Annotated in this window: 18 protein-coding genes; 16 read left to right on the top strand and 2 right to left on the bottom strand. The window is 59.8% G+C overall.

Features of this window, described 5'->3' with window-relative positions; genetic code table 11:
• The first annotated feature begins 74 nt into the window (after positions 1 to 74).
• The 11 genes from ACM6I0_RS24160 (at position 75) to ACM6I0_RS24110 (ending at position 11,145) form a co-directional block, all read left to right on the top strand.
• Positions 75 to 830: a DeoR/GlpR family transcriptional regulator gene (locus ACM6I0_RS24160; RefSeq protein WP_208669689.1), complete on the top strand. Its 756-nt coding sequence runs from the start codon at positions 75 to 77 to the stop codon at positions 828 to 830.
• Between the two features lie 292 nt (positions 831 to 1,122).
• Positions 1,123 to 2,661, top strand: coding sequence for a glycerol-3-phosphate dehydrogenase (gene glpD, locus ACM6I0_RS24155; RefSeq protein WP_414923465.1), 1,539 nt, complete (start codon positions 1,123 to 1,125; stop codon positions 2,659 to 2,661).
• A 447-nt stretch (positions 2,662 to 3,108) separates the two neighbouring features.
• Positions 3,109 to 4,023 (top strand): glutamate/aspartate ABC transporter substrate-binding protein, encoded by a 915-nt coding sequence (locus ACM6I0_RS24150; protein ID WP_285429497.1) that lies wholly within the window; start codon positions 3,109 to 3,111, stop codon positions 4,021 to 4,023.
• Positions 4,024 to 4,215: 192 nt separating this feature from the next.
• Positions 4,216 to 4,962, top strand: a complete 747-nt coding sequence (locus ACM6I0_RS24145) for an amino acid ABC transporter permease (protein WP_090180671.1) — start codon at positions 4,216 to 4,218, stop codon at positions 4,960 to 4,962.
• Positions 4,962 to 5,633, top strand: a complete 672-nt coding sequence (locus tag ACM6I0_RS24140; RefSeq protein WP_090180668.1) for an amino acid ABC transporter permease — start codon at positions 4,962 to 4,964, stop codon at positions 5,631 to 5,633. The genes ACM6I0_RS24145 and ACM6I0_RS24140 overlap by 1 nt, the downstream gene beginning before the upstream one ends.
• A complete protein-coding gene (locus ACM6I0_RS24135; protein ID WP_090180665.1) occupies positions 5,630 to 6,364 on the top strand; it encodes an amino acid ABC transporter ATP-binding protein in 735 nt (244 codons plus the stop codon). Before ACM6I0_RS24140 ends, ACM6I0_RS24135 begins: the two co-directional genes overlap by 4 nt.
• 178 nt (positions 6,365 to 6,542) lie before the next feature.
• Complete coding sequence (locus ACM6I0_RS24130) at positions 6,543 to 8,444, top strand: sensor histidine kinase (RefSeq protein ID WP_285429496.1); 1,902 nt, start codon at positions 6,543 to 6,545, stop codon at positions 8,442 to 8,444.
• A complete protein-coding gene (locus ACM6I0_RS24125; RefSeq protein ID WP_285429495.1) occupies positions 8,441 to 9,769 on the top strand; it encodes a sigma-54-dependent transcriptional regulator in 1,329 nt (442 codons plus the stop codon). The genes ACM6I0_RS24130 and ACM6I0_RS24125 overlap by 4 nt, the downstream gene beginning before the upstream one ends.
• Positions 9,769 to 10,107, top strand: coding sequence for a GlpM family protein (locus ACM6I0_RS24120; protein WP_285429494.1), 339 nt, complete (start codon positions 9,769 to 9,771; stop codon positions 10,105 to 10,107). Before ACM6I0_RS24125 ends, ACM6I0_RS24120 begins: the two co-directional genes overlap by 1 nt.
• Positions 10,108 to 10,355: 248 nt before the next feature.
• Positions 10,356 to 10,730 carry a transporter gene (locus tag ACM6I0_RS24115; RefSeq protein WP_090188490.1) on the top strand — a complete coding sequence of 125 codons (375 nt, stop codon included), beginning with the start codon at positions 10,356 to 10,358 and terminating at the stop codon, positions 10,728 to 10,730.
• A gap of 31 nt (positions 10,731 to 10,761) precedes the next feature.
• Positions 10,762 to 11,145 (top strand): EamA family transporter, encoded by a 384-nt coding sequence (locus ACM6I0_RS24110; RefSeq protein ID WP_285429493.1) that lies wholly within the window; start codon positions 10,762 to 10,764, stop codon positions 11,143 to 11,145.
• A gap of 44 nt (positions 11,146 to 11,189) precedes the next feature.
• Here the strand turns inward: ACM6I0_RS24110 and ACM6I0_RS24105 are convergent, their stop codons facing one another.
• Positions 11,190 to 11,942 (bottom strand): MipA/OmpV family protein, encoded by a 753-nt coding sequence (locus ACM6I0_RS24105; RefSeq protein WP_285429492.1) that lies wholly within the window; start codon positions 11,940 to 11,942, stop codon positions 11,190 to 11,192.
• 217 nt (positions 11,943 to 12,159) lie between these two features.
• On the opposite strand from ACM6I0_RS24105, the gene ACM6I0_RS24100 reads away from it, so the two are divergent.
• From ACM6I0_RS24100 to ACM6I0_RS24080, 5 genes are all read left to right on the top strand, one after another.
• Positions 12,160 to 12,882 (top strand): MtnX-like HAD-IB family phosphatase, encoded by a 723-nt coding sequence (locus ACM6I0_RS24100; RefSeq protein ID WP_090180650.1) that lies wholly within the window; start codon positions 12,160 to 12,162, stop codon positions 12,880 to 12,882.
• Positions 12,875 to 14,269: an aspartate aminotransferase family protein gene (locus ACM6I0_RS24095; RefSeq protein ID WP_285429491.1), complete on the top strand. Its 1,395-nt coding sequence runs from the start codon at positions 12,875 to 12,877 to the stop codon at positions 14,267 to 14,269. The genes ACM6I0_RS24100 and ACM6I0_RS24095 overlap by 8 nt, the downstream gene beginning before the upstream one ends.
• Positions 14,266 to 15,144 carry an alpha/beta hydrolase gene (locus ACM6I0_RS24090; RefSeq protein ID WP_414923464.1) on the top strand — a complete coding sequence of 293 codons (879 nt, stop codon included), beginning with the start codon at positions 14,266 to 14,268 and terminating at the stop codon, positions 15,142 to 15,144. Before ACM6I0_RS24095 ends, ACM6I0_RS24090 begins: the two co-directional genes overlap by 4 nt.
• 151 nt (positions 15,145 to 15,295) lie before the next feature.
• Complete coding sequence (locus ACM6I0_RS24085; RefSeq protein ID WP_285429489.1) at positions 15,296 to 17,068, top strand: sensor histidine kinase; 1,773 nt, start codon at positions 15,296 to 15,298, stop codon at positions 17,066 to 17,068.
• Entirely contained in the window at positions 17,058 to 18,446 is a 1,389-nt protein-coding gene (locus tag ACM6I0_RS24080) for a sigma-54-dependent transcriptional regulator (protein WP_285429488.1), read from the top strand. Before ACM6I0_RS24085 ends, ACM6I0_RS24080 begins: the two co-directional genes overlap by 11 nt.
• 145 nt (positions 18,447 to 18,591) lie before the next feature.
• Here ACM6I0_RS24080 and ACM6I0_RS24075 read toward each other — a convergent pair whose 3' ends face one another.
• Positions 18,592 to 19,257, bottom strand: coding sequence for a DsbA family oxidoreductase (locus ACM6I0_RS24075; RefSeq protein WP_414923463.1), 666 nt, complete (start codon positions 19,255 to 19,257; stop codon positions 18,592 to 18,594).
• Positions 19,258 to 19,750: the final 493 nt, after the last annotated feature.

Raw genomic sequence — 19,750 nt, 5'->3', positions numbered from 1 at the left:
AGTATGTAACTGGCAGGGAGTGGATTCGTGCGGCATCATGGGCAAATTTTGCACGGCAGCCCAAAGGAAGCCCCATGAATCTGCCTCCCCGTCAGCAACAAATCCTCGAGCTGGTCCGCGAACGCGGCTATGTCAGCATCGAGGAAATGGCTACGTTGTTCGTCGTTACACCGCAGACCATCCGCCGCGACATCAATCAGCTCGCGGAAGCCAATTTGCTGCGCCGCTACCATGGCGGCGCTGCCTACGATTCCAGTGTCGAAAACACCGCCTACGCCATGCGCGCCGATCAAATGCGCGATGAAAAGCAGCGTATCGGTGAAGCCATTGCGGCCCAGATCCCTGATCACGCCTCGCTGTTCATCAACATCGGCACCACCACCGAGTCGATTGCCCGGGCGCTGCTCAATCACAATCATCTGAAAATCATCACCAACAACCTGCACGTCGCCTCGATGCTCAGCGCCAAGGACGACTTCGACGTCCTGCTGACGGGTGGCAATGTGCGGCGCGACGGTGGCGTGGTCGGTCAGGCGAGTGTCGATTTCATCAATCAGTTCAAGGTCGACTTTGCGCTGGTCGGCATCAGCGGCATCGATGAGGACGGCAGCCTGCTGGACTTCGATTATCAGGAAGTGCGGGTGTCGCAGGCGATCATCGCCAATGCACGCCAGGTCATTCTGGCAGCGGACTCCAGCAAATTCGGGCGCAACGCCATGATTCGCCTGGGGCCGATCAGCTTGATCGATTGCCTGGTGACCGATCAGCCGCCATCGCCAGCGTTGGCGCAATTGCTGAGTCAGCACAAGATTCGGCTGGAAGTCGTTTAACCCCCCTCATCTCTTCGTCGTTCCTACACGCCATCGCGGGCAAGCCCGCTCCCACAAGGCCGCCTGGACCTGTGGGAGCGGGCTTGCCCGCGATGGCGATCGCCTGCGCAACACACTTCTTGCGCCTTATCGCGCGTTTAAATGTTCGGAAATTTTCCTTTAGCCGCCCTTCGATCAGTATTTTCAATCGAAGTTGACTGGCTGTGGGCGGCTTTATGGGCTACCATTTTCGCAAATGAACATTAATGTTCGAATTCCAATACAGAAAATCAAAAAAGCCCGAGGCCTGCCGATGCCCACTTCTACCTTGCCTACGCCCCCCCTTGCTGAGGTCTACGACATTGCCGTCATCGGTGGCGGGATCAATGGCGTGGGGATCGCAGCGGATGCCGCCGGTCGCGGTCTTTCGGTATTCCTTTGTGAAAAGGACGATCTGGCCAGCCACACCTCGTCGGCCAGCAGCAAGCTGATCCACGGCGGCTTGCGCTACCTGGAACATTACGAATTCCGTCTGGTGCGCGAAGCACTGGCCGAGCGCGAAGTGCTGCTGGCCAAGGCTCCGCACATCGTCAAGCAAATGCGTTTCGTGCTGCCGCACCGTCCGCACTTGCGCCCGGCGTGGATGATCCGCGCGGGCCTGTTCCTGTATGACAATCTAGGCAAGCGGGAAAAACTGGAAGGTTCGAAAAGCCTGAAGTTCGGTCCCGACAGCCCGCTCAAAAGCGAAATTACCAAGGGCTTCGAATATTCCGACTGCTGGGTCGACGACGCGCGCCTGGTGGTGTTGAACGCCATGGCCGCCCGCGAGAAAGGCGCCCATGTCCACACCCAGACCCGCTGCGTCAGCGCTCGTCGTATCAAGGGTCTGTGGCACCTGCACCTGGAACGCGCCGATGGCAGCCTGTTTTCGATTCGCGCCAAGGCACTGGTGAACGCGGCCGGCCCATGGGTCGCCAAGTTCATTCGTGACGACCTGAAGATGGAATCGCCGTACGGCATCCGCCTGATCCAGGGTAGCCACCTGATCGTGCCGAAGCTGTACGAAGGCGAACACGCGCACATTCTGCAAAACGAAGATCAGCGCATCGTCTTCACGATTCCGTACCTGAACCACTTCACCCTGATCGGCACCACCGACCGTGAGTACACCGGTGACCCGGCCAAAGTGGCGATTACTGAAGGCGAAACCGATTACCTGCTCAAAGTGGTCAACGCTCACTTCAAGAAGCAGATCAGCCGCGAGGATATCCTGCACAGTTACTCCGGGGTTCGCCCGCTGTGCAACGACGAATCCGACAATCCGTCGGCCGTCACCCGCGATTACACCCTGGCGCTGTCCGGCACCGGCGAAGAAGCGCCGCTGCTGTCGGTGTTCGGCGGAAAGCTGACCACTTACCGCAAACTGGCCGAGTCGGCGCTGGCTCAACTCGCTCCGTACTTCAAGCACATCAAGCCAAGCTGGACGGCCACCGCCACCCTGCCGGGCGGTGAAGACATGACCACCCCGCAGGCCTTGTGCGCCTTGATTCGCGACAAGTACGACTGGGTGCCGACCGAGATCGCCCGCCGCTGGGCCACCACCTATGGCAGCCGTACCTGGCGCATGCTCGAAGGCGTGCAGAATCTCAGCGACCTGGGCGAGCACATCGGTGGCGGTCTCTACACCCGTGAAGTCGACTACTTGTGCAGCGAAGAGTGGGCGACCACCGCGCACGACATTCTGTGGCGCCGTAGCAAGCTGGGCTTGTTCACCACCCCGGCGGAACAGCAGAAACTGGCGGATTACCTGAGCAAGGTCGAGCAAAACCGTAGCAAGATCGAAGCGGCCTGATCGGTAGCCCGGTTAAACGAAAGCCCCTGAATCTCACGATTCAGGGGCTTTTTGCATTCCCCCAGGCAAACATTTCTCTTGTGGGAGTGAGCCTGCTCGCGATAGCGGAATGTCAGTCAACACCGCTGCCGGATCTGACGACCTCATCGCGAGCAGGCTCACTGCTATAGGGATTAGGATAGGCCGGAGATTGCATTCGGTTTTCCGAACGCGACCTGTCGGTCGATTCGGTAAACCGGATTATCTTTTGGGAAAAACCCTGCCATAAATATTTATTCTTCTTATAAATCAACAGTTTGATTTGTCGCACCTGGCCTGGCACGAGTCATGCTCTACACTCTTGGACGAATGCCAGTTGCCCCCGCTCTTCAAGAGCTGCCGGTCATTCGAAGCACAAAAGGGCCGATGAACTGGCTCCATAAAAAAAACAATGTCGAGGAAAATTTGATGCGCATCGTTCCCCATCTCCTGGGCGCAGCCATTGCTGCCGCTCTGATTAGCACTCCAGTTTTCGCTGCCGAGCTCACCGGCACACTGAAGAAGATCAAAGAGTCCGGCACCATCACCCTCGGGCATCGTGACGCTTCCATTCCGTTTTCCTATATCGCGGACGCCACCGGCAAGCCGATGGGCTACTCCCACGATATCCAGATGAAAATCGTCGAAGCCATCAAGAAAGACCTGGATATGCCCAATCTCCAGGTCAAATACAACCTCGTGACTTCGCAAACCCGTATTCCGCTGGTGCAGAACGGCACCGTGGACGTCGAGTGCGGCTCCACCACCAACAACGTGGAACGTCAGCAACAAGTTGACTTCTCCGTCGGCATCTTCGAAATCGGCACCCGCCTGCTGACCAAGAAAGGCTCCGCGTACAAGGACTTCGACGACCTCAAGGGCAAGAACGTCGTGACCACCGCGGGCACCACGTCCGAGCGCATCCTCAAGTCGATGAATGCCGACAAGCAGATGGGCATGAACGTCATCTCCGCCAAAGACCACGGCGAGTCCTTCCAGATGCTGGAATCGGGTCGTGCCGTTGCGTTCATGATGGATGACGCCTTGCTGGCCGGCGAAGCAGCCAAGGCCAAGAAAGCCGATGACTGGGCCGTTACCGGTACACCTCAGTCCTACGAAATCTACGGCTGCATGGTCCGCAAGGGCGACGAACCGTTCAAGAAGGCTGTGGATGACGCGATCATCGCAACCTACAAATCGGGCGAGATCAACAAGATCTACGACAAGTGGTTCATGCAGCCAATTCCGCCAAAAGGCCTGAACCTGAACTTCCCGATGAGCGACGAGCTCAAGGCCCTGATCGCCAACCCGACCGACAAAGCGGCTGACGACAAGAAGTCCTGATTTCTGACTAACCTTATCTCCTGAAAGGGCCGCTGCCCTTTCGGGAGGTTGTCACTCCCTGCTGACATTTTTGGAAACACTCGAACCGGTGGTTGTCGAGCCGCTCGTGTGTGCCTGATCGACTAGATCGGGCGGGAACGGAGCTTCCCCAGGCGGGCACTTGTACATCGATCGATCAGAGGGGAGACCCTAATGAATTACAACTGGGACTGGGGCGTGTTCTTCAAGTCCACCGGCGTGGGCAGCGAGACGTATCTCGACTGGTACATCTCCGGTTTGGGCTGGACTATCGCCATCGCCATCGTGGCCTGGATCATTGCCCTGACACTGGGTTCGGTTCTGGGCGTCATGCGCACCGTGCCGAATCGCATCGTATCGGGCATCGCGACCTGCTACGTCGAACTCTTCCGTAACGTGCCGCTGCTGGTTCAGCTGTTCATCTGGTACTTCCTGGTACCCGACCTGCTGCCGCAAAACCTGCAGGACTGGTACAAACAGGACCTCAACCCGACCACTTCGGCTTTCCTCAGCGTCGTCGTCTGCCTGGGCCTGTTCACCACTGCTCGCGTTTGTGAACAAGTGCGCACCGGTATCCAGGCCCTGCCCAAAGGCCAGGAGTCCGCGGCTCGCGCCATGGGTTTCAAGCTGCCGCAGATCTACTGGAACGTGCTGCTGCCCCAGGCCTACCGAATCATCATTCCGCCGCTCACCTCGGAATTTCTCAACGTGTTCAAGAACACGTCCGTGGCCTCGCTGATCGGCCTGATGGAGTTGCTCGCGCAGACCAAACAGACCGCCGAGTTCTCTGCCAACCTGTTCGAGGCGTTCACCCTGGCGACCCTGATCTATTTCACCCTGAACATGAGCCTGATGCTGCTGATGCGCCTGGTCGAGAAGAAAGTCGCCGTACCGGGCCTGATCTCCGTAGGGGGTAAATGATGGAATTCGACTTTTCGGGCATCATCCCGTCCCTGCCGGGTTTGTGGAACGGCATGGTCATGACCCTGCAGCTGATGGCCATGGGCGTGATCGGCGGGATCATCCTCGGCACCATCCTGGCGCTGTGCCGTCTGTCCCACAGCAAACTGCTGTCGAACCTTGCCGGCGCCTACGTCAACTACTTCCGTTCCATCCCGCTGCTGCTGGTCATCACCTGGTTCTACCTGGCGGTGCCGTTCGTGCTGCGCTGGATCACCGGCGAAGACACTCCGATCGGTGCGTTCGCGTCCTGCATCGTGGCCTTCATGATGTTCGAAGCGGCGTACTTCTGCGAAATCGTCCGGGCCGGCGTGCAGTCGATTCCCAAGGGCCAGATGGGTGCCGCCCAGGCGCTGGGCATGACCTATGGCCAGATGATGCGTTTGATCATCCTGCCGCAAGCGTTCCGCAAGATGACCCCGCTGTTGCTGCAACAGAGCATCATCCTGTTCCAGGACACGTCGCTGGTCTATGCGGTCGGCCTGGTGGACTTCCTCAATGCTTCACGTGCCAGTGGCGACATCATCGGCCGCTCCAATGAGTTCCTGATCTTCGCCGGTTTCACATACTTCATCATCAGCTTTGCCGCCTCGCAGCTGGTCAAGCGTCTGCAAAAAAGGTTCGCCGTATGATCTCTATCAAGAACGTCAACAAGTGGTATGGGGACTTCCAGGTACTGACTGATTGCAGCACCGAGGTCAAAAAAGGCGAGGTGATTGTGGTGTGCGGGCCGTCCGGTTCCGGTAAATCCACGCTGATCAAATGCGTCAACGCCCTGGAACCGTTCCAGAAAGGTGACATCGTGGTCGACGGCACCTCCATCGCCGACCCGAAGACCAACCTGCCGAAACTGCGTTCGCGCGTGGGCATGGTGTTCCAGCATTTCGAACTGTTCCCGCACCTTACCATCACCGAAAACCTGACCATCGCGCAGATCAAGGTGTTGGGCCGCAGCAAGGAAGAAGCCACCAAGAAAGGCCTGCAACTGCTTGAACGCGTCGGGCTGTCTGCCCATGCGCACAAGCATCCGGGCCAGCTTTCCGGTGGTCAGCAACAGCGTGTGGCGATTGCCCGTGCGCTGGCGATGGACCCGATCGTCATGCTGTTCGACGAACCGACCTCGGCGCTGGACCCGGAAATGGTCAACGAAGTGCTCGACGTGATGGTGCAACTGGCCCACGAAGGCATGACCATGATGTGCGTAACCCACGAAATGGGCTTCGCCCGTAAAGTGGCCGACCGGGTGATCTTCATGGACGCAGGCAAAATCATCGAAGACTGCAAGAAAGAAGAGTTCTTCGGCGATATCACTGCCCGTGCCGAACGGACACAGCATTTCCTCAACAAGATTCTGCAGCACTGAGTAGCGAACGCTCGCTCGATACCACACAAATCACCTGTGGGAGCGAGCTTGCTCGCGATGGCGGACTGACATTCAACATCAATGTTGGCTGGACTGACCTTATCGCGAGCAAGCTCGCTCCCACAGGGGACGGTGGTGGTTCGAGATCAAGTGTTGTGGTTGACCCAAGGCATCTGTGATGAAATGCGACCCCACTCTCTATCGCGCAGCGCCGCCATCACTCGCCGTGAAACCCCGTCTGATTCGCCAGTTGTGCCTGCCGCCGCTGATCATCGCCCTGATGATCGGACTGGGTTACATCGGCTTCTGGGTCAGTGAACACTACGGAATCCGTAGCCTCAGCGAGAACGGTCAGCGTCAGCTCGAACTGCACGCCCGTGCCGTCGAGAGCGAGATCAGCAAATACACCTACCTGCCCAGCCTGCTGGAACTCGAATCCAGCGTTTCAACGCTGCTGGCCGACCCAACGCCGGAACACCGGCAAACGGTCAATGATTACCTTGAAGGCCTGAACCGGCGCAGTCGCAGTCGGGCTATCTATGTGATGGACACCACCGGCCGCGTGATGGCCACCAGCAACTGGCGCGATGTCGACAGTTACCTGGGTGAAGACCTGTCCTTTCGCGCCTATTTCCAGAACGCCGTGCGCGGTCAGCCGGGGCGCTTCTACGGCATCGGCAGCACCAGCGGCGAACCCGGTTACTACCTGGCCCACGGCCTGGAAGAACACGGCAAGATCATCGGCGTCGCGGTGGTCAAAGTGCGCCTCGAAGCCATGGAAGAACGCTGGCAACGCGCACGCCTGGAAGCCTTCGTCAGTGACGAGAACGGCATCATCATTCTTTCCAGCGATCCGGCACGGCGTTTGAAATCAGTCGTGCCGCTGAGCGATGAAACCAAGGAAAAACTCGCCCGCAGCCTTCAGTACTACTGGTACCCGCTGAACGAGCTGCAACCGCTGGCTCGGGAAAAACTGGCCGAAGGCGAGGAAAAACTGACCTTCCCCGCCAACAGCGAAGTGGAATCCGATCAAGAGGACATCAGCTACCTCTCGCAAACCCGCCCCTTGAGTGACACGCCCTGGAATTTCACCCTGCTCACGCCGCTACAGGATTTGCGCCGCGAAGCGATCAATCAGGGGATTCTGGTGGCGGTCGCATTTGCCCTGGTGGCGTTCCTGCTGATCGCCTGGAACGAGCGGCGCAAGGTCATTGCCACCCGCCTCGCGGCCCGGGAAGCCTTGCAGGAAGCCAACAATCAACTGGAGCGTCGGATTACCGAACGCACCACCGACCTGCGCGCCAGCAACGAACGGCTCAAGAGCCAGATCCGCGAACGGCGACAGGCCGAAGAAACGCTGCGTCGCGCCCAGGATGAACTGGTGCAGGCTGGAAAACTCGCGGCCATCGGCCAGATGTCGACCAGCATCGCCCACGAATTGAATCAGCCGCTGGCGGCGTTGCGCACGTTGTCCGGCAACACGGTGCGCTTTCTGGAGCGCGGTCAACTGGACGTCGCCAGCACCAACCTCAAGACCATCAACGAATTGATCGACCGCATGGGCCGAATCACCGCCAGCCTGCGTTCCTTTGCCCGCCGTGGCGACGACAAGGGCCAGGCTTGCCTGGGCAAAGCGGTGGACGCGGCGCTACAACTGCTCGGCGGCCGCATGGAAAGTGCACCTGTGCAAGTGCACCGCGAATTCGACGATGTGCAGGTGTGCATCGACCAGACTCGCCTGGAGCAGATCCTGGTCAACCTGATCGGCAACGCCTTCGACGCCATGCAGGCCCAACCGCTGCCGGAATTGTGGCTGGAAGGCGAAGAATTCGATGGTAAATACCGCCTGCGCGTTCGCGACAACGGCCACGGTATCGACGCCGAAGCGCGCAAGCATTTGTTCGAACCGTTCTTTACCACCAAACCCGGTGAACAGGGCCTGGGCCTCGGCCTGACCCTGTCCGCCAGCCTGGCCGCCGCCACTGGCGGGCACCTGGGTGTCGAACACCCGGCCAGCGGTGGTACCACCTTCGTCCTCAGTTTACCGTTGGTAAGCCCCACTCCCGCCGAGCCAATATGAACAACGACCTTAGTGTGCTGATCGTCGAAGACGACCCCCATGTGCTGCTCGGCTGCCAACAGGCGCTGACCCTCGAAGACATTCCCTGCGTGGGCGTGGGCAGCGCCGAAGAAGCGCTGGAGCGGGTCGGCGACAACTTTGCCGGCATCGTCATCAGCGACATCCGCCTGCCGGGCATCGACGGCCTGGAACTGCTGACCCGGCTCAAGGCCCGTGATCGCAGCCTGCCGGTGGTGCTGATCACCGGCCACGGCGATATCTCCATGGCGGTGGGCGCGATGCAGAAAGGCGCCTATGACTTCATGGAGAAACCCTTCTCCCCGGAACGTCTGGTGGATGTGGCACGCCGCGCACTGGAGCAACGCAGCCTGGCGCGGGAAGTATCGTCGCTGCGTCGCCAACTGGCGGAGCGCGATTCCCTGGAAGGCCGGATCATCGGCCGTTCGCCCGCCATGCAGAACTTGCGGGAACTGATCGCCAACGTCGCCGATACGTCGGCCAACGTGCTGATCGAGGGCGAGACCGGCACCGGCAAGGAACTGGTTGCGCGCTGCCTGCATGACTTCAGCCGTCGCCACGCCAAGCAGTTCGTTGCGCTCAACTGCGGCGGCTTGCCGGAGAACCTGTTCGAAAGCGAAATCTTCGGCCATGAAGCCAACGCCTTCACCGGCGCCGGAAAACGGCGGATCGGCAAGATCGAACACGCCGACGGCGGCACGCTGTTCCTCGACGAAGTGGAAAGCATGCCCCTGCCCTTGCAGATCAAACTGCTGCGGGTGTTGCAGGAACGCACCCTGGAACGCCTTGGTTCGAACCAGAGCGTGGCGGTGGATTGCCGGGTGATCGCGGCGACCAAGTCCGACCTTGACCAGTCAAGCAAAGCGGGCGAATTCCGCAGCGACCTGTATTACCGCCTGAACGTGGTGACCCTTGAACTGCCGCCCTTGCGCGAACGGCGCGAGGATATCCTGCAACTGTTCGAGCACTTCCTGCAGCAGTCGTCCCTGCGCTTCGACCGCGCGGTGCCGGAGCTGGACAACCAGACGCTGTCGAACCTGATGAGCCACGACTGGCCGGGCAACGTACGGGAATTGCGCAACGTCGCCGAACGGTTTGCCCTTGGCCTGCCAGCCTTCAAGAAGTCCGGTGCCAGCGGCAGCAATCAGGGCCTGGGCTTCGCTGAAGCGGTGGAAGCGTTTGAACGTAATCTGCTCAGCGATGCATTACAACGCAGCGGCGGCAACCTGACCCAGGCCAGCCTGGAACTGGGCATGGCCAAGACCACACTGTTCGATAAAGTCAAAAAATACGGGTTGAGCCACTGATGGATCTGCTTCTCAAAGCCGCGCTGGGTGCGGCGGTCGTGGTCATTCTGGCGGCGCTGGCCAAGACCCGGAACTATTACATCGCAGGGCTGGTGCCGCTGTTTCCGACCTTTGCGCTGATCGCGCATTACATCGTCGGCAAGGGCCGCTCGCTGGATGACCTGAAGACCACCATCGTGTTCGGGATGTGGTCGATCATTCCGTACTTCGTGTATTTGGCGACGCTGTATGTGATGGTCGACCGCATGCGGCTGGAAGCTTCGCTGGCGGTGGCGGCGGTGGCGTGGTTGATGGCGGCCACTGTGCTCGTTTCAGTCTGGGTTCGCCTTCACGCCTGAGTAACGCCAATCCCCCTGTGGGAGCGGGCTTGCTCGCGAAGGCGTCGTGTCAGTCGACGTCAATATTGAATGTGCCGGCATCTTCGCGAGCAAGCCCGCTCCCACACTGGGACGGCGCAGCAGGTGCTGGCCCGCCCCTTGCATTTACCCCCAAAGCCCTCTCGGCCGGCCTTCATGTGTGATGAACCCGGTGTCTGGGAGCGCCCACCAAAGGGTGAATCCTGACCGTGACCTTCCTAGATCCCGACCTGACGCTGACCGTCGTGCTGCTGGTCGCCTTTTCCATCGTGCTGGACGTCATCGGCCAGCTTTGCTTCAAGCTCGGCCTGGACCGACTGCCAGAACTGGAAGGCGGTTTCCGGCTGAATGCATTCTGGGGCCAAGTGTTCAACGCTCCGCTGCTGTGGGCCGGTATCGGCGCTTATGCGCTGGAATTTTTCGTCTGGCTCGAAGCCTTGTCCCGAGCGCCTTTGAGCCTGTTGTTCCCGGCCGGCGCCCTGGCCTATTGCGGCGTGGTGCTGGCGGGCAAAGTGGTGCTCGGTGAAACCGTCAGCCGCCGACGCTGGCTCGCAACCCTGGTGATTACAGTGGGCGTGATGCTCGTGTGTGCCGGCCATGCCTGACGCTCAATTGATCAGTAAAAGGAACCTTTCGATGGATTGGCTGCACGGGAGATTCGGCACTGTTGTGCTTTGGGCGCTGTTGATTCTTCTGGAAAGTGCCGGGCAAATCGCGACCAAGGTGGGCGGCGATCAAATCGGCCAAATGACCTTCACCTTGCAATGGTTGCAATCGGTGGTGGTCGACCCCGGCGTACTGTTTGCGGTGGGGTGCGGCATCGGCGCGTTCTTTGTGTGGATGCTGATTTTGCGCCGCAGCAGTCTGTCCCTGGCGTTTCCACTCAGCTCATTGGTGTTTGTCGGGGTGTTGTTGGGCTCGTGGCTGGGGCTGGGCGAACAGATCAGCCTGCTGCACTGGGTGGGCGTGGCGGTGATTATTGGCGGGATTGCGTTGTTGGCCGAGGGTGAAGAAACCTGACCCGGATCGTTCCCACGCAGAGCGTGGGAACGATCATCGAATGTCTACTTGAACTTGTAAGCCACCGCTGCCTGCACCTCACCCTGATTGGTATCGCCGACCGCTTTGACGATGCTGCTGTCCGCCGCCGAGCCGGTCAGGTGAATCCAGCTGGCGCTGGTCACCAGCGACCACTGCGGGGTCAACGGAAACTCGAAGCTCTGGGTCAGCGCGACATTCTGAAAACCGCCACTGGCGTTGTAACGGGCAATGCCCGAGGCCTGCGACGCGTGGGCACCGACGCCGTAAAACGCCTGATTCTGCTGGGCATCGGCATAGTGCGCGGTCAGGTTAGTGCTGCCGATCACGCCGCCACCCAGCGGGTAACCCATCTCGCCACCCAAGCGCCCGACCACGCCCTCCGGCCCGCCGATGGCCTCGCCCAACGTGGCAAACACCCGCCAGAAATCAGCCGGCGCGTACTGCACGAACCCACCGACGACGCCCATGTCCGGCACGTCGTGCAAGCCCTGCAAATCGCCGTTGGCGGTGCGCCCCGGCAGGTAATTCAGAAACGGCCCGGCGCTGAAGCCATTGGTCTTCAAGGCACTCCAGGTCAACCCGTCATCAGTGCTGAGGCTGACATCACCCCAATCCAGATCCAGATACGGCACCGGCCGGGTTTCATAGCGGCTGCCGGTCGGGTCGTGAGGCTGATAACTCAGGCCCAAACCCGCTTCACCCGTGATGCCATCGGCCATCACATGGGCCGACAGGCACGTCAGCGCCGCGCATAGAACAACTGTAATCCTCACCATGAGGCATTCCTTATCTGAACATGCGCGCATCAATCCTCGGTTTGCCCGTTATGCGCAATCACTCATGTTGTTTGTAGCAAGCTACAAAATTTGTAGCTTGCCTGACACATCCCCCTACAACAACCCCGGTATTACTGGGCCGAACAGGGTTGGCACAGTCCCTGCTCTACCCCCTTGGCAAGCGCAAACAGCGCGCACTGCTCAATAGGTAATGCAGATGAATGATTGGCATATCGTTTGTGATTTCGACGGGACCATCACCCGCACCGACGTGATCGACAGCATCCTCCAGCGTTTCGCCGACCCCAGTTGGGAAGCGATCGAAGATGAGTGGCTGCAAGGTGACATTGGCTCTCGTGAATGCCTCAGCCGCCAGCTCTCGCTGGTCAAGGCCACGCCGACCGAACTGCTCGCCTTTTTCGACACGATCGAAATCGACCCGGACTTCCCCGACTTCGTCGATCACGTGATCGGCCTCGGCGCGTCCCTGGAAGTGGTCAGCGACGGCATCGAACAAGGTATTGCGCGGATCCTCGCGCGCAACTACGTGACCCTGTTGCCGATCCTCGCCAACCGCTTGCGTCAACTCGATCACGATAGCTGGCGCATCGACTTTCCGTACTCCAGCGACGCCTGCCGCGCCGCTTCCGGCAACTGCAAATGCAAGTCCACGCCCAAGACCAAACGCGTGTTGGTGATCGGCGATGGCCAGTCCGACATGTGCGTGGCCTCCTCCGCTGACTTCGTGTTCGCCAAGGATCGCCTGGCCGAACACTGCGAGCGCAACGGCATTGCCTTCGCCCGCTTCGACAGCTTCGCCGAGATTCCGGCCCTGCTGGCCCAACTGCCGGCCGGCCGCGCAGCCAACGCTACCGCTTTCGCGCTTGAAACCTCTTCTGACTACGCGTCAAACAATCAGGAACTCTTCAATCATGTCTGATATCCGAATTGCGACTCCCGAAGACCAGGTGCTTCTGGATAAAGAAGCCAAGTACTGCTCCTACGGCGACACCGTTCACTACATCGATCCGCCGCGTATTTTCAGCCGTTGCGAAGGCTCCTATGTCTGGGACACCGAAGACCAGGCTTACCTCGACCTGCAAATGTGGTACTCGGCCGTTAACTTCGGTTACGCCAACCCGCGCCTGAACAACGCGCTGAAACAGCAGATCGACACCCTGCCGCAGATCGCCAGCCAATACCTGCACAAAGGCAAGATCGAGCTGTCGGAAATGATCGCCGTCGATGCCAAGAAAAAGTTCGGCCTCGACGGTCGTGTGCACTTCAACGTCGGCGGTTCGCAGTCCATCGAGGACTCGCTGAAAGTCGTGCGTAACGCCACCAACGGCAAAAGCCTGATGTTCGCCTTCGAAGGCGGCTACCACGGTCGTACCCTCGGCGCCTCGTCGATCACCTCCAGCTACCGCTATCGCCGCCGCTACGGCCACTTCGGCGAGCGTGCCAATTTCATTCCGTTCCCTTACCACTTCCGCGGCCCGAAAGGCATGACCAAGGAAGAGTACGGCAGCCATTGCGTGCAGCAATTCGCCCGTTTGTTCGAGACTGAATACAACGGCGTCTGGGACCCGAAAGTCGGCCAGAGCGAATATGCCGCGTTCTACGTCGAGCCGATCCAGGGCACCGGCGGCTACGTGATTCCGCCGATGAACTTCTACAGCGAACTCAAGCAAGTGCTGGATCAGCACGGCATCTTGATGGTCGTAGACGAAATCCAGATGGGCTTCTGGCGTACCGGCAAGCTGTGGTCGATCGAGCACTTCGACGTCAAACCTGACGTGATCGTCTTCGGTAAAGCGCTGACCAACGGCCTGAACCCACTGGGCGGCATCTGGGCTAAAGAAGAACTGATCAACCCGAAAATCTTCCCGCCAGGTTCAACTCACTCCACCTTCGCGTCCAACCCGTTGGGCACCGCGGTCGGTCTGGAAATGTTCAAAATGACCAGCGAAGTCGATTACGGCGCGATGGTGATGGCCAAGGGCAAATACTTCCTGGAAGGCCTGAAAGAACTGCAAAAACGCTACCCGATCATCGGCGATGTCGATGGCCTGGGCCTGGCGCTGCGCTGCGAAATCTGTGGCCCGGATGGTTTCACTCCGGACAAGGCCACCCTGGACTTCATGGTCGACGAAGGCATGAAGGGCGACATCGAAATCGACGGCAAGCGCCTGGGCCTGATCCTCGACGTCGGCGGTTACTACAAGAACGTGATCACTTTGGCGCCGTCGCTGGAAATCAGCTACCCGGAAATCGACCTCGGCCTGGCCCTGCTCGACCGTCTGCTGCATCGGGCAATGAAAAGATGAACCACGAAGAGATCGATCTTGGCGAAGGCAACGCCGGTTTCGTTCTCGGCACTGGGGAGGTCGCGGTGCTGTTGATCCACGGCCTCACCGGCACCCCGACGGAACTCCGTCGGGTGGCCATGGGCCTGGCGAAAGCCGGGCACACGGTCTACGTGCCCACCCTGGCCGGGCACTGCGGTGGCAACGCCGACCTGCAAGCCACTGGCTGGCGAGACTGGTACGAGAGCGCCCGCAACACGTTCGTCGGTGTACGGCGCAAGCACGAGCGGGTATTCGTCGGTGGCTTGTCCATGGGCGCAGTCCTGTCGATGTACATGGCCGCCGAGCATCCGGGGCAAATCGAAGGGTTGATGCTGTATTCGACCACCCTGCGCTATGACGGCTGGAGCATCCACAAACTGGCGTTCCTCACGCCGTTGCTGATGAAAATTCCGTTCGGCGTGAACCTGTGCAGCTTCGAAGAAAAACCACCTTACGGCATCAAGAACGAACGCCTGCGAGCGATCGTCGAGCGTCAGATGAAGGAAGGCGAAAGCAGCCAGGCCGGTTTGCTGACCATGGAAGGCGTCACTGTGCGCGAATTGCATCGTCTGAACGCCGTCGTGAAAAAACGCATGCCGTCGATCACCACGCCTGCGTTGGTGGTGCACTCCATCGAAGACGACATCACCAGTCGCTGGAACGCCGATTACGTCGAACGCAAGCTCGGCGGCCCGGTGGTCAAAGTGTTGCTGGATGACTGCTATCACATGATCACCGTCGACCTGCAATACCGTCGGGTGATCGAACTGAGCGTGGACTTCATCGCACAACGTTTCATGCAACAACGCTGCGCCCCGCCCCCCCTGAACGAAGGGTATCGGCAGTTAGCCTGACAGCCTGGCGAACCCGGTTGTAGACGGGTCGCCACTGGCGGGGCAATGTCGGCTACTGTATTGACCAAGGCATCACCCAATATCCTGTAGTGAACCTGTTTATCGATTCGAACCGAACCGACCCGCCATGGCTTTCGACAAGCGAAACCCGATGACCAAACACCGACCTGCCAAAGCCCGACCCTTCGCCCTCTCCGGCTGGAGCCTGCAACGCAAACTGGTCCTGGCCTTCTGGCTGGTCAGCGTGATCCCGACCATGATCGCCGCCGAACTCGCGGCCACCACCCTGTCGCAGATCTTCGACAGCAACGTGCGCATCTGGCTGAAAGAGTCGACCAAGATCGTCGAAGACGAAATCAGCGAAATCCTGCGTGACAACGCCAGGGTTGCGCAGTTGTTTCTGCGTTACACCCACCCACAGGTTGGTGGGTTTTCGTCGCGCCACAACCGCATGACCACCGACATCGCAGACTCCATGGGCATCGACGTGGTTGCCCTGGTGCGCAACAGCGACCATGCCGTGGTGTTCAGCACCGCCGCCGACGACATCGTCCGGCAAATCAGCACCGCGCCCAAAGCCGTGTTGCAAACCCTGCAAATCGGCGGTGTCGCCACCGGCGCAGTGGTCTCGACCTTCGAGAACGAGCAGGACGGCATCGCTTACAAACTGGTGATTGCCACCTACCTCGACAACAGCTTCCTGACCAGCGTCTCCGACGTTCACTCGTTGGACTTGCGTCTGTATCTGGCCAAGGGCGACAACTTCTCGGAGATCTTCTCCAGTCAGCGTTTCGAAAATCACCCGGCAGCCGTGCCGGAAAATATCGAGCAGATCCTGCGTACCACCAAGCAGCCGACCGAGCAATTCACCAGCAGTTACAGCGGCATCTATCGGCCGATCTTCAACGAGAATGGCGACCTTCAAGGCGTCATTTTCAGCGGCCTGTTGCGCCACTCCAGCCTCGTGGGTCTGGTGAACCAGAGCAACCTGTTCATCCTGATTTTCCTGCTCAGTTCGGCCGCCTCTCTCTGCGTTGGCTGGTTGGTATCGCAACGCCTGACCCAACCGTTGCGCGGCTTGTCCAAAGGCGTACAAGCGGTGATTGCCGGGGATTATCGCCAGCGTTTGCCGGTGACCGGTGGCGATGAACTGGCGGAACTGAGCAGCACCTTCAACCACATGAGCGAACGCCTCGGCGAGTTGCAAAACCTCGAATCGCAGCTGCGCCGCCGCGACCGCCTGCACGCCCTGGGCGAAGTCGCCATGGGCCTGGCCCATGAAATCCGCAACCCGCTGGGCATCATCAAAACCGCGACCCAACTGTTGCACCGCCGCGCCGATTTGCCCGAGACCGATAAGCGTCACCTGGAATACGTGGTCAGCGAAGTCAGCCGGATCAACGACCTGATCACCGACTTCCTCGACTTCGCCAAACCCAGCGCGCCGCTGCGCTCGACCGAACCGGCTCGACTGTTCGTCGATGAACTGGTCGGGTTCTGCGCTCCGGAACTGGCCAGCCATCACATTGACGTGCACATCGACGATCAGGCCCCCGGCGCAACCCTTTACGCCGATGCGCGCCAGCTCAAACAGGCCGGTCTGAACCTGATCGTCAACGCCATCGACGCCATGCCCGACGGTGGGCAACTGACCCTGGGCATTCGCCGTGATGGCGCCTTTACCGTGATCAGCGTGGCGGACACCGGCACGGGCATTGAACCGGACATGCTCGAACGGATTTTCACACCGTTCGTCACCACCAAGGCCTCGGGCACCGGACTGGGCCTGGCGAAGGTCTTCTCGATCATGGAAAACCACGACGGGCGCATCGAATGCGTCAGTGAAAAAGATGCCGGAACCACCTTCACGCTGTACATTCCGGCCAATGGGAAAGACTTCGACGAGGGCAGTGATGACACATAACGTACTGGTGGTCGACGACGAACCCAAGCTCTGCGACCTGCTGGCATCGGCCTTGAGTCAGAACGGCGTTACGGTGTTCACGGCCGGCAATGGCTTGCACGCGCTCAAGGTGCTGGAAGCGGAAGACATCGACCTGGTGATCAGCGACTGGCGCATGCCCGGCATGGACGGCCCGCAATTACTGGCGGAAATCAAAAGCCGTTTCCCACAGCTGCCGGTGATTGTCATGACGGCCTACAGCACGGTGAAAAACGCCGTGCAGTCGATGCGCAACGGCGCCTTCGACTACATCGCCAAGCCCTTCGACATCGACGAACTGGACATCACTGTCAGCAAAGCCCTGCAATTTCGCGACATCCTCAAAGACAACCAGCGCATGCGCGCCGAACTCGATGAGCATCAACAGATCGACAGTTTGATCGGTGACAGCCCGACATTCCGGCGGGTCCTGCAATCCATCGATTCGGTGCGCGACAGCAACGCGACGATACTGCTGACCGGCGAAAGCGGCACCGGCAAGGAAATGGTTGCACGGGCGATCCACAAACACGGCAATCGCGCCGACAAGCCGTTCGTGGCCGTGAACTGCGCGGCCATCCCGGAGGGTTTGCTGGAAAGCGAAATGTTCGGCCACCGCAAAGGCGCCTTTACCGGCGCGGTGGCGGACCGCGTCGGGCGTTTCATGCAGGCCGACCAGGGCACGCTGTTTCTCGATGAAATCGGCGAAATGCCCTTGGCCTTGCAGGCGAAAATCCTGCGCGCGCTGCAGGAACGGGTGATCGAACCGGTGGGCGATCCTCGCGAACGCAAAGTGGATGTGCGGGTGATTGCCGCGACCAACAAAAACCTGCTGGACGCGGTGGCCAACAAGGAATTTCGCGAAGACCTTTATTACCGTCTCAACGTGTTCCCGATTCCGCTGCCGGCCCTGCGCGAGCGGGCGGAAGACATCGCGCCGCTGGCCCGGCATTTTGCGCACACCCTGGGCGCCGCGGCGGGCAAGCGGTTCACCGGATTCAGCGCCGAGGCCTTGCAGGCGATGGCCAGTTATTCGTGGCCGGGCAATATTCGCGAACTGCAAAATTGCGTGGAACGGGCAACGATTGTCGCTGGCGGTGCGGTGATTGAAGAGCAAGACCTGCCGGCTTATCTGTTTGCCTCGAACCCCGGCGGCAGCGGCGTGCCAATCATGGAAGGCAACGTGCCGGCGGATCTGGACGCGGCGCTGGCCGAGGTCGAGAAAGCCTACATTCTGGCGGCACTGGCGCAGAGCAATGGCGTGCAAGCCGCAGCGGCGCAGTTGATCGGGATCTCCGAGCGCAGCTTCTGGTATCGCTTGAAGAAACTCGGCATCCACGTCGACAAAATCGTCCGCTGAACCTTGGCACTGATCGTGTTGATCGTTCCCACGCTCCGCGTGGGAATGCAGCCCGTGACGCTCCGCGTCACTGGACGCGGAGCGTCCCTTGAGGCATTCCCACGCGGACGGTTCGACGCCTCGACGTGGGAACGATCTCGTATGCTCAGGTCACCGTGCCGCCTTTGGCTTCGCTCATGATCTGGCGGATCGCCGCGACAAAGGTCTCCACCGGCTGCCCGCCGCTGACGGCGTATTGCCCGTTGAACACCACCGTCGGCACCGAACTCACCCCGCGCGACAGCCACAACTGCTCTTCTTCGCGAACCTCTTTGGCAAACTCGTCCGAATCCAGAATCGCCTCGGCCCGCTGCCGGTCCAGCCCGACGCTTTCAGCAATCTTCGCCAACTGACCCTGATCGGACGGATTGCCGCCATCGGTGAAATACGCCTTGAAAAGCGCTTCCTTCAAATTGAACTGCAACCCTTCCAGCCCCGCCCAATGCAGCAGCCGATGGGCATCAAAGGTGTTGTAGATACGGCTATTGCCGTCCGTGCGAAAAGCAAACCCGAGTTCGGCGCCACGGGCGCGGATCATCTCGCGGTTTTTCTGCGACTGTTCCGGGGTCGAGCCGTACTTTTCGCCGATATGTTCGGTGATGTTCTGCCCCTCAGGCCCCATCTTCGGGTTGAGCTCGAACGGCTGGAAATGGATCTCGGCCTGGACCTCATCACGCAGCACGTCCAGCGCACGGGTCAGGCCGTAGAGGCCGACGACGCACCATGGGCAGGACACGTCGCTGACGAAATCGATTTTCAGGGGGGTACTCATCATTCACCTCGCAGGCTTGGATCGCGCCGGAAAGTTCGAACGATACACCCGAAGGCCGGAGCGCGCAGGTCCCTTGTGGGAGCGAGCTTGCTCGCGATAGCGGACTGACATTCAACATCGTTGTTGACTGCCCCACCGCCATCGCGAGCAAGCTCGCTCCCACAGGGATTTTCAGTGTTTTGAAGGGGGTGTTTAGTTCTGTTTAAGGTTACTTCCTGAAAGCTACAGCGCCTTGCGTCGTTGCCTACGACCACGTCAGAATCCGCCGGCTTGTGCGGTTTTGGGGCCGTCGGTAACTTGGTTCGTGTCACTGATTCCCAGTGATCGGGTTTAGTAGCCCGGCTTTTCCAACCCGGACGTACAAGCGTCATCTAGTCAGGCATTCGCCTGCACTCGATGGTAGCTGTGCGCATGGCGTCCTCGGACGCGCCGGTTTTGGGTTGGTGGCCGGTCTACTAACTTGCGCACAGCTGCCACCCTTCCGTTTAGTAGC

Source organism: Pseudomonas sp. IT-P294 (assembly GCF_949767865.1).
In the GTDB taxonomy this organism is placed as follows: domain Bacteria; phylum Pseudomonadota; class Gammaproteobacteria; order Pseudomonadales; family Pseudomonadaceae; genus Aquipseudomonas.
Note: the sequence above shows the minus strand (reverse complement) of the source record. Positions and strands in the feature narration are given on the sequence as shown.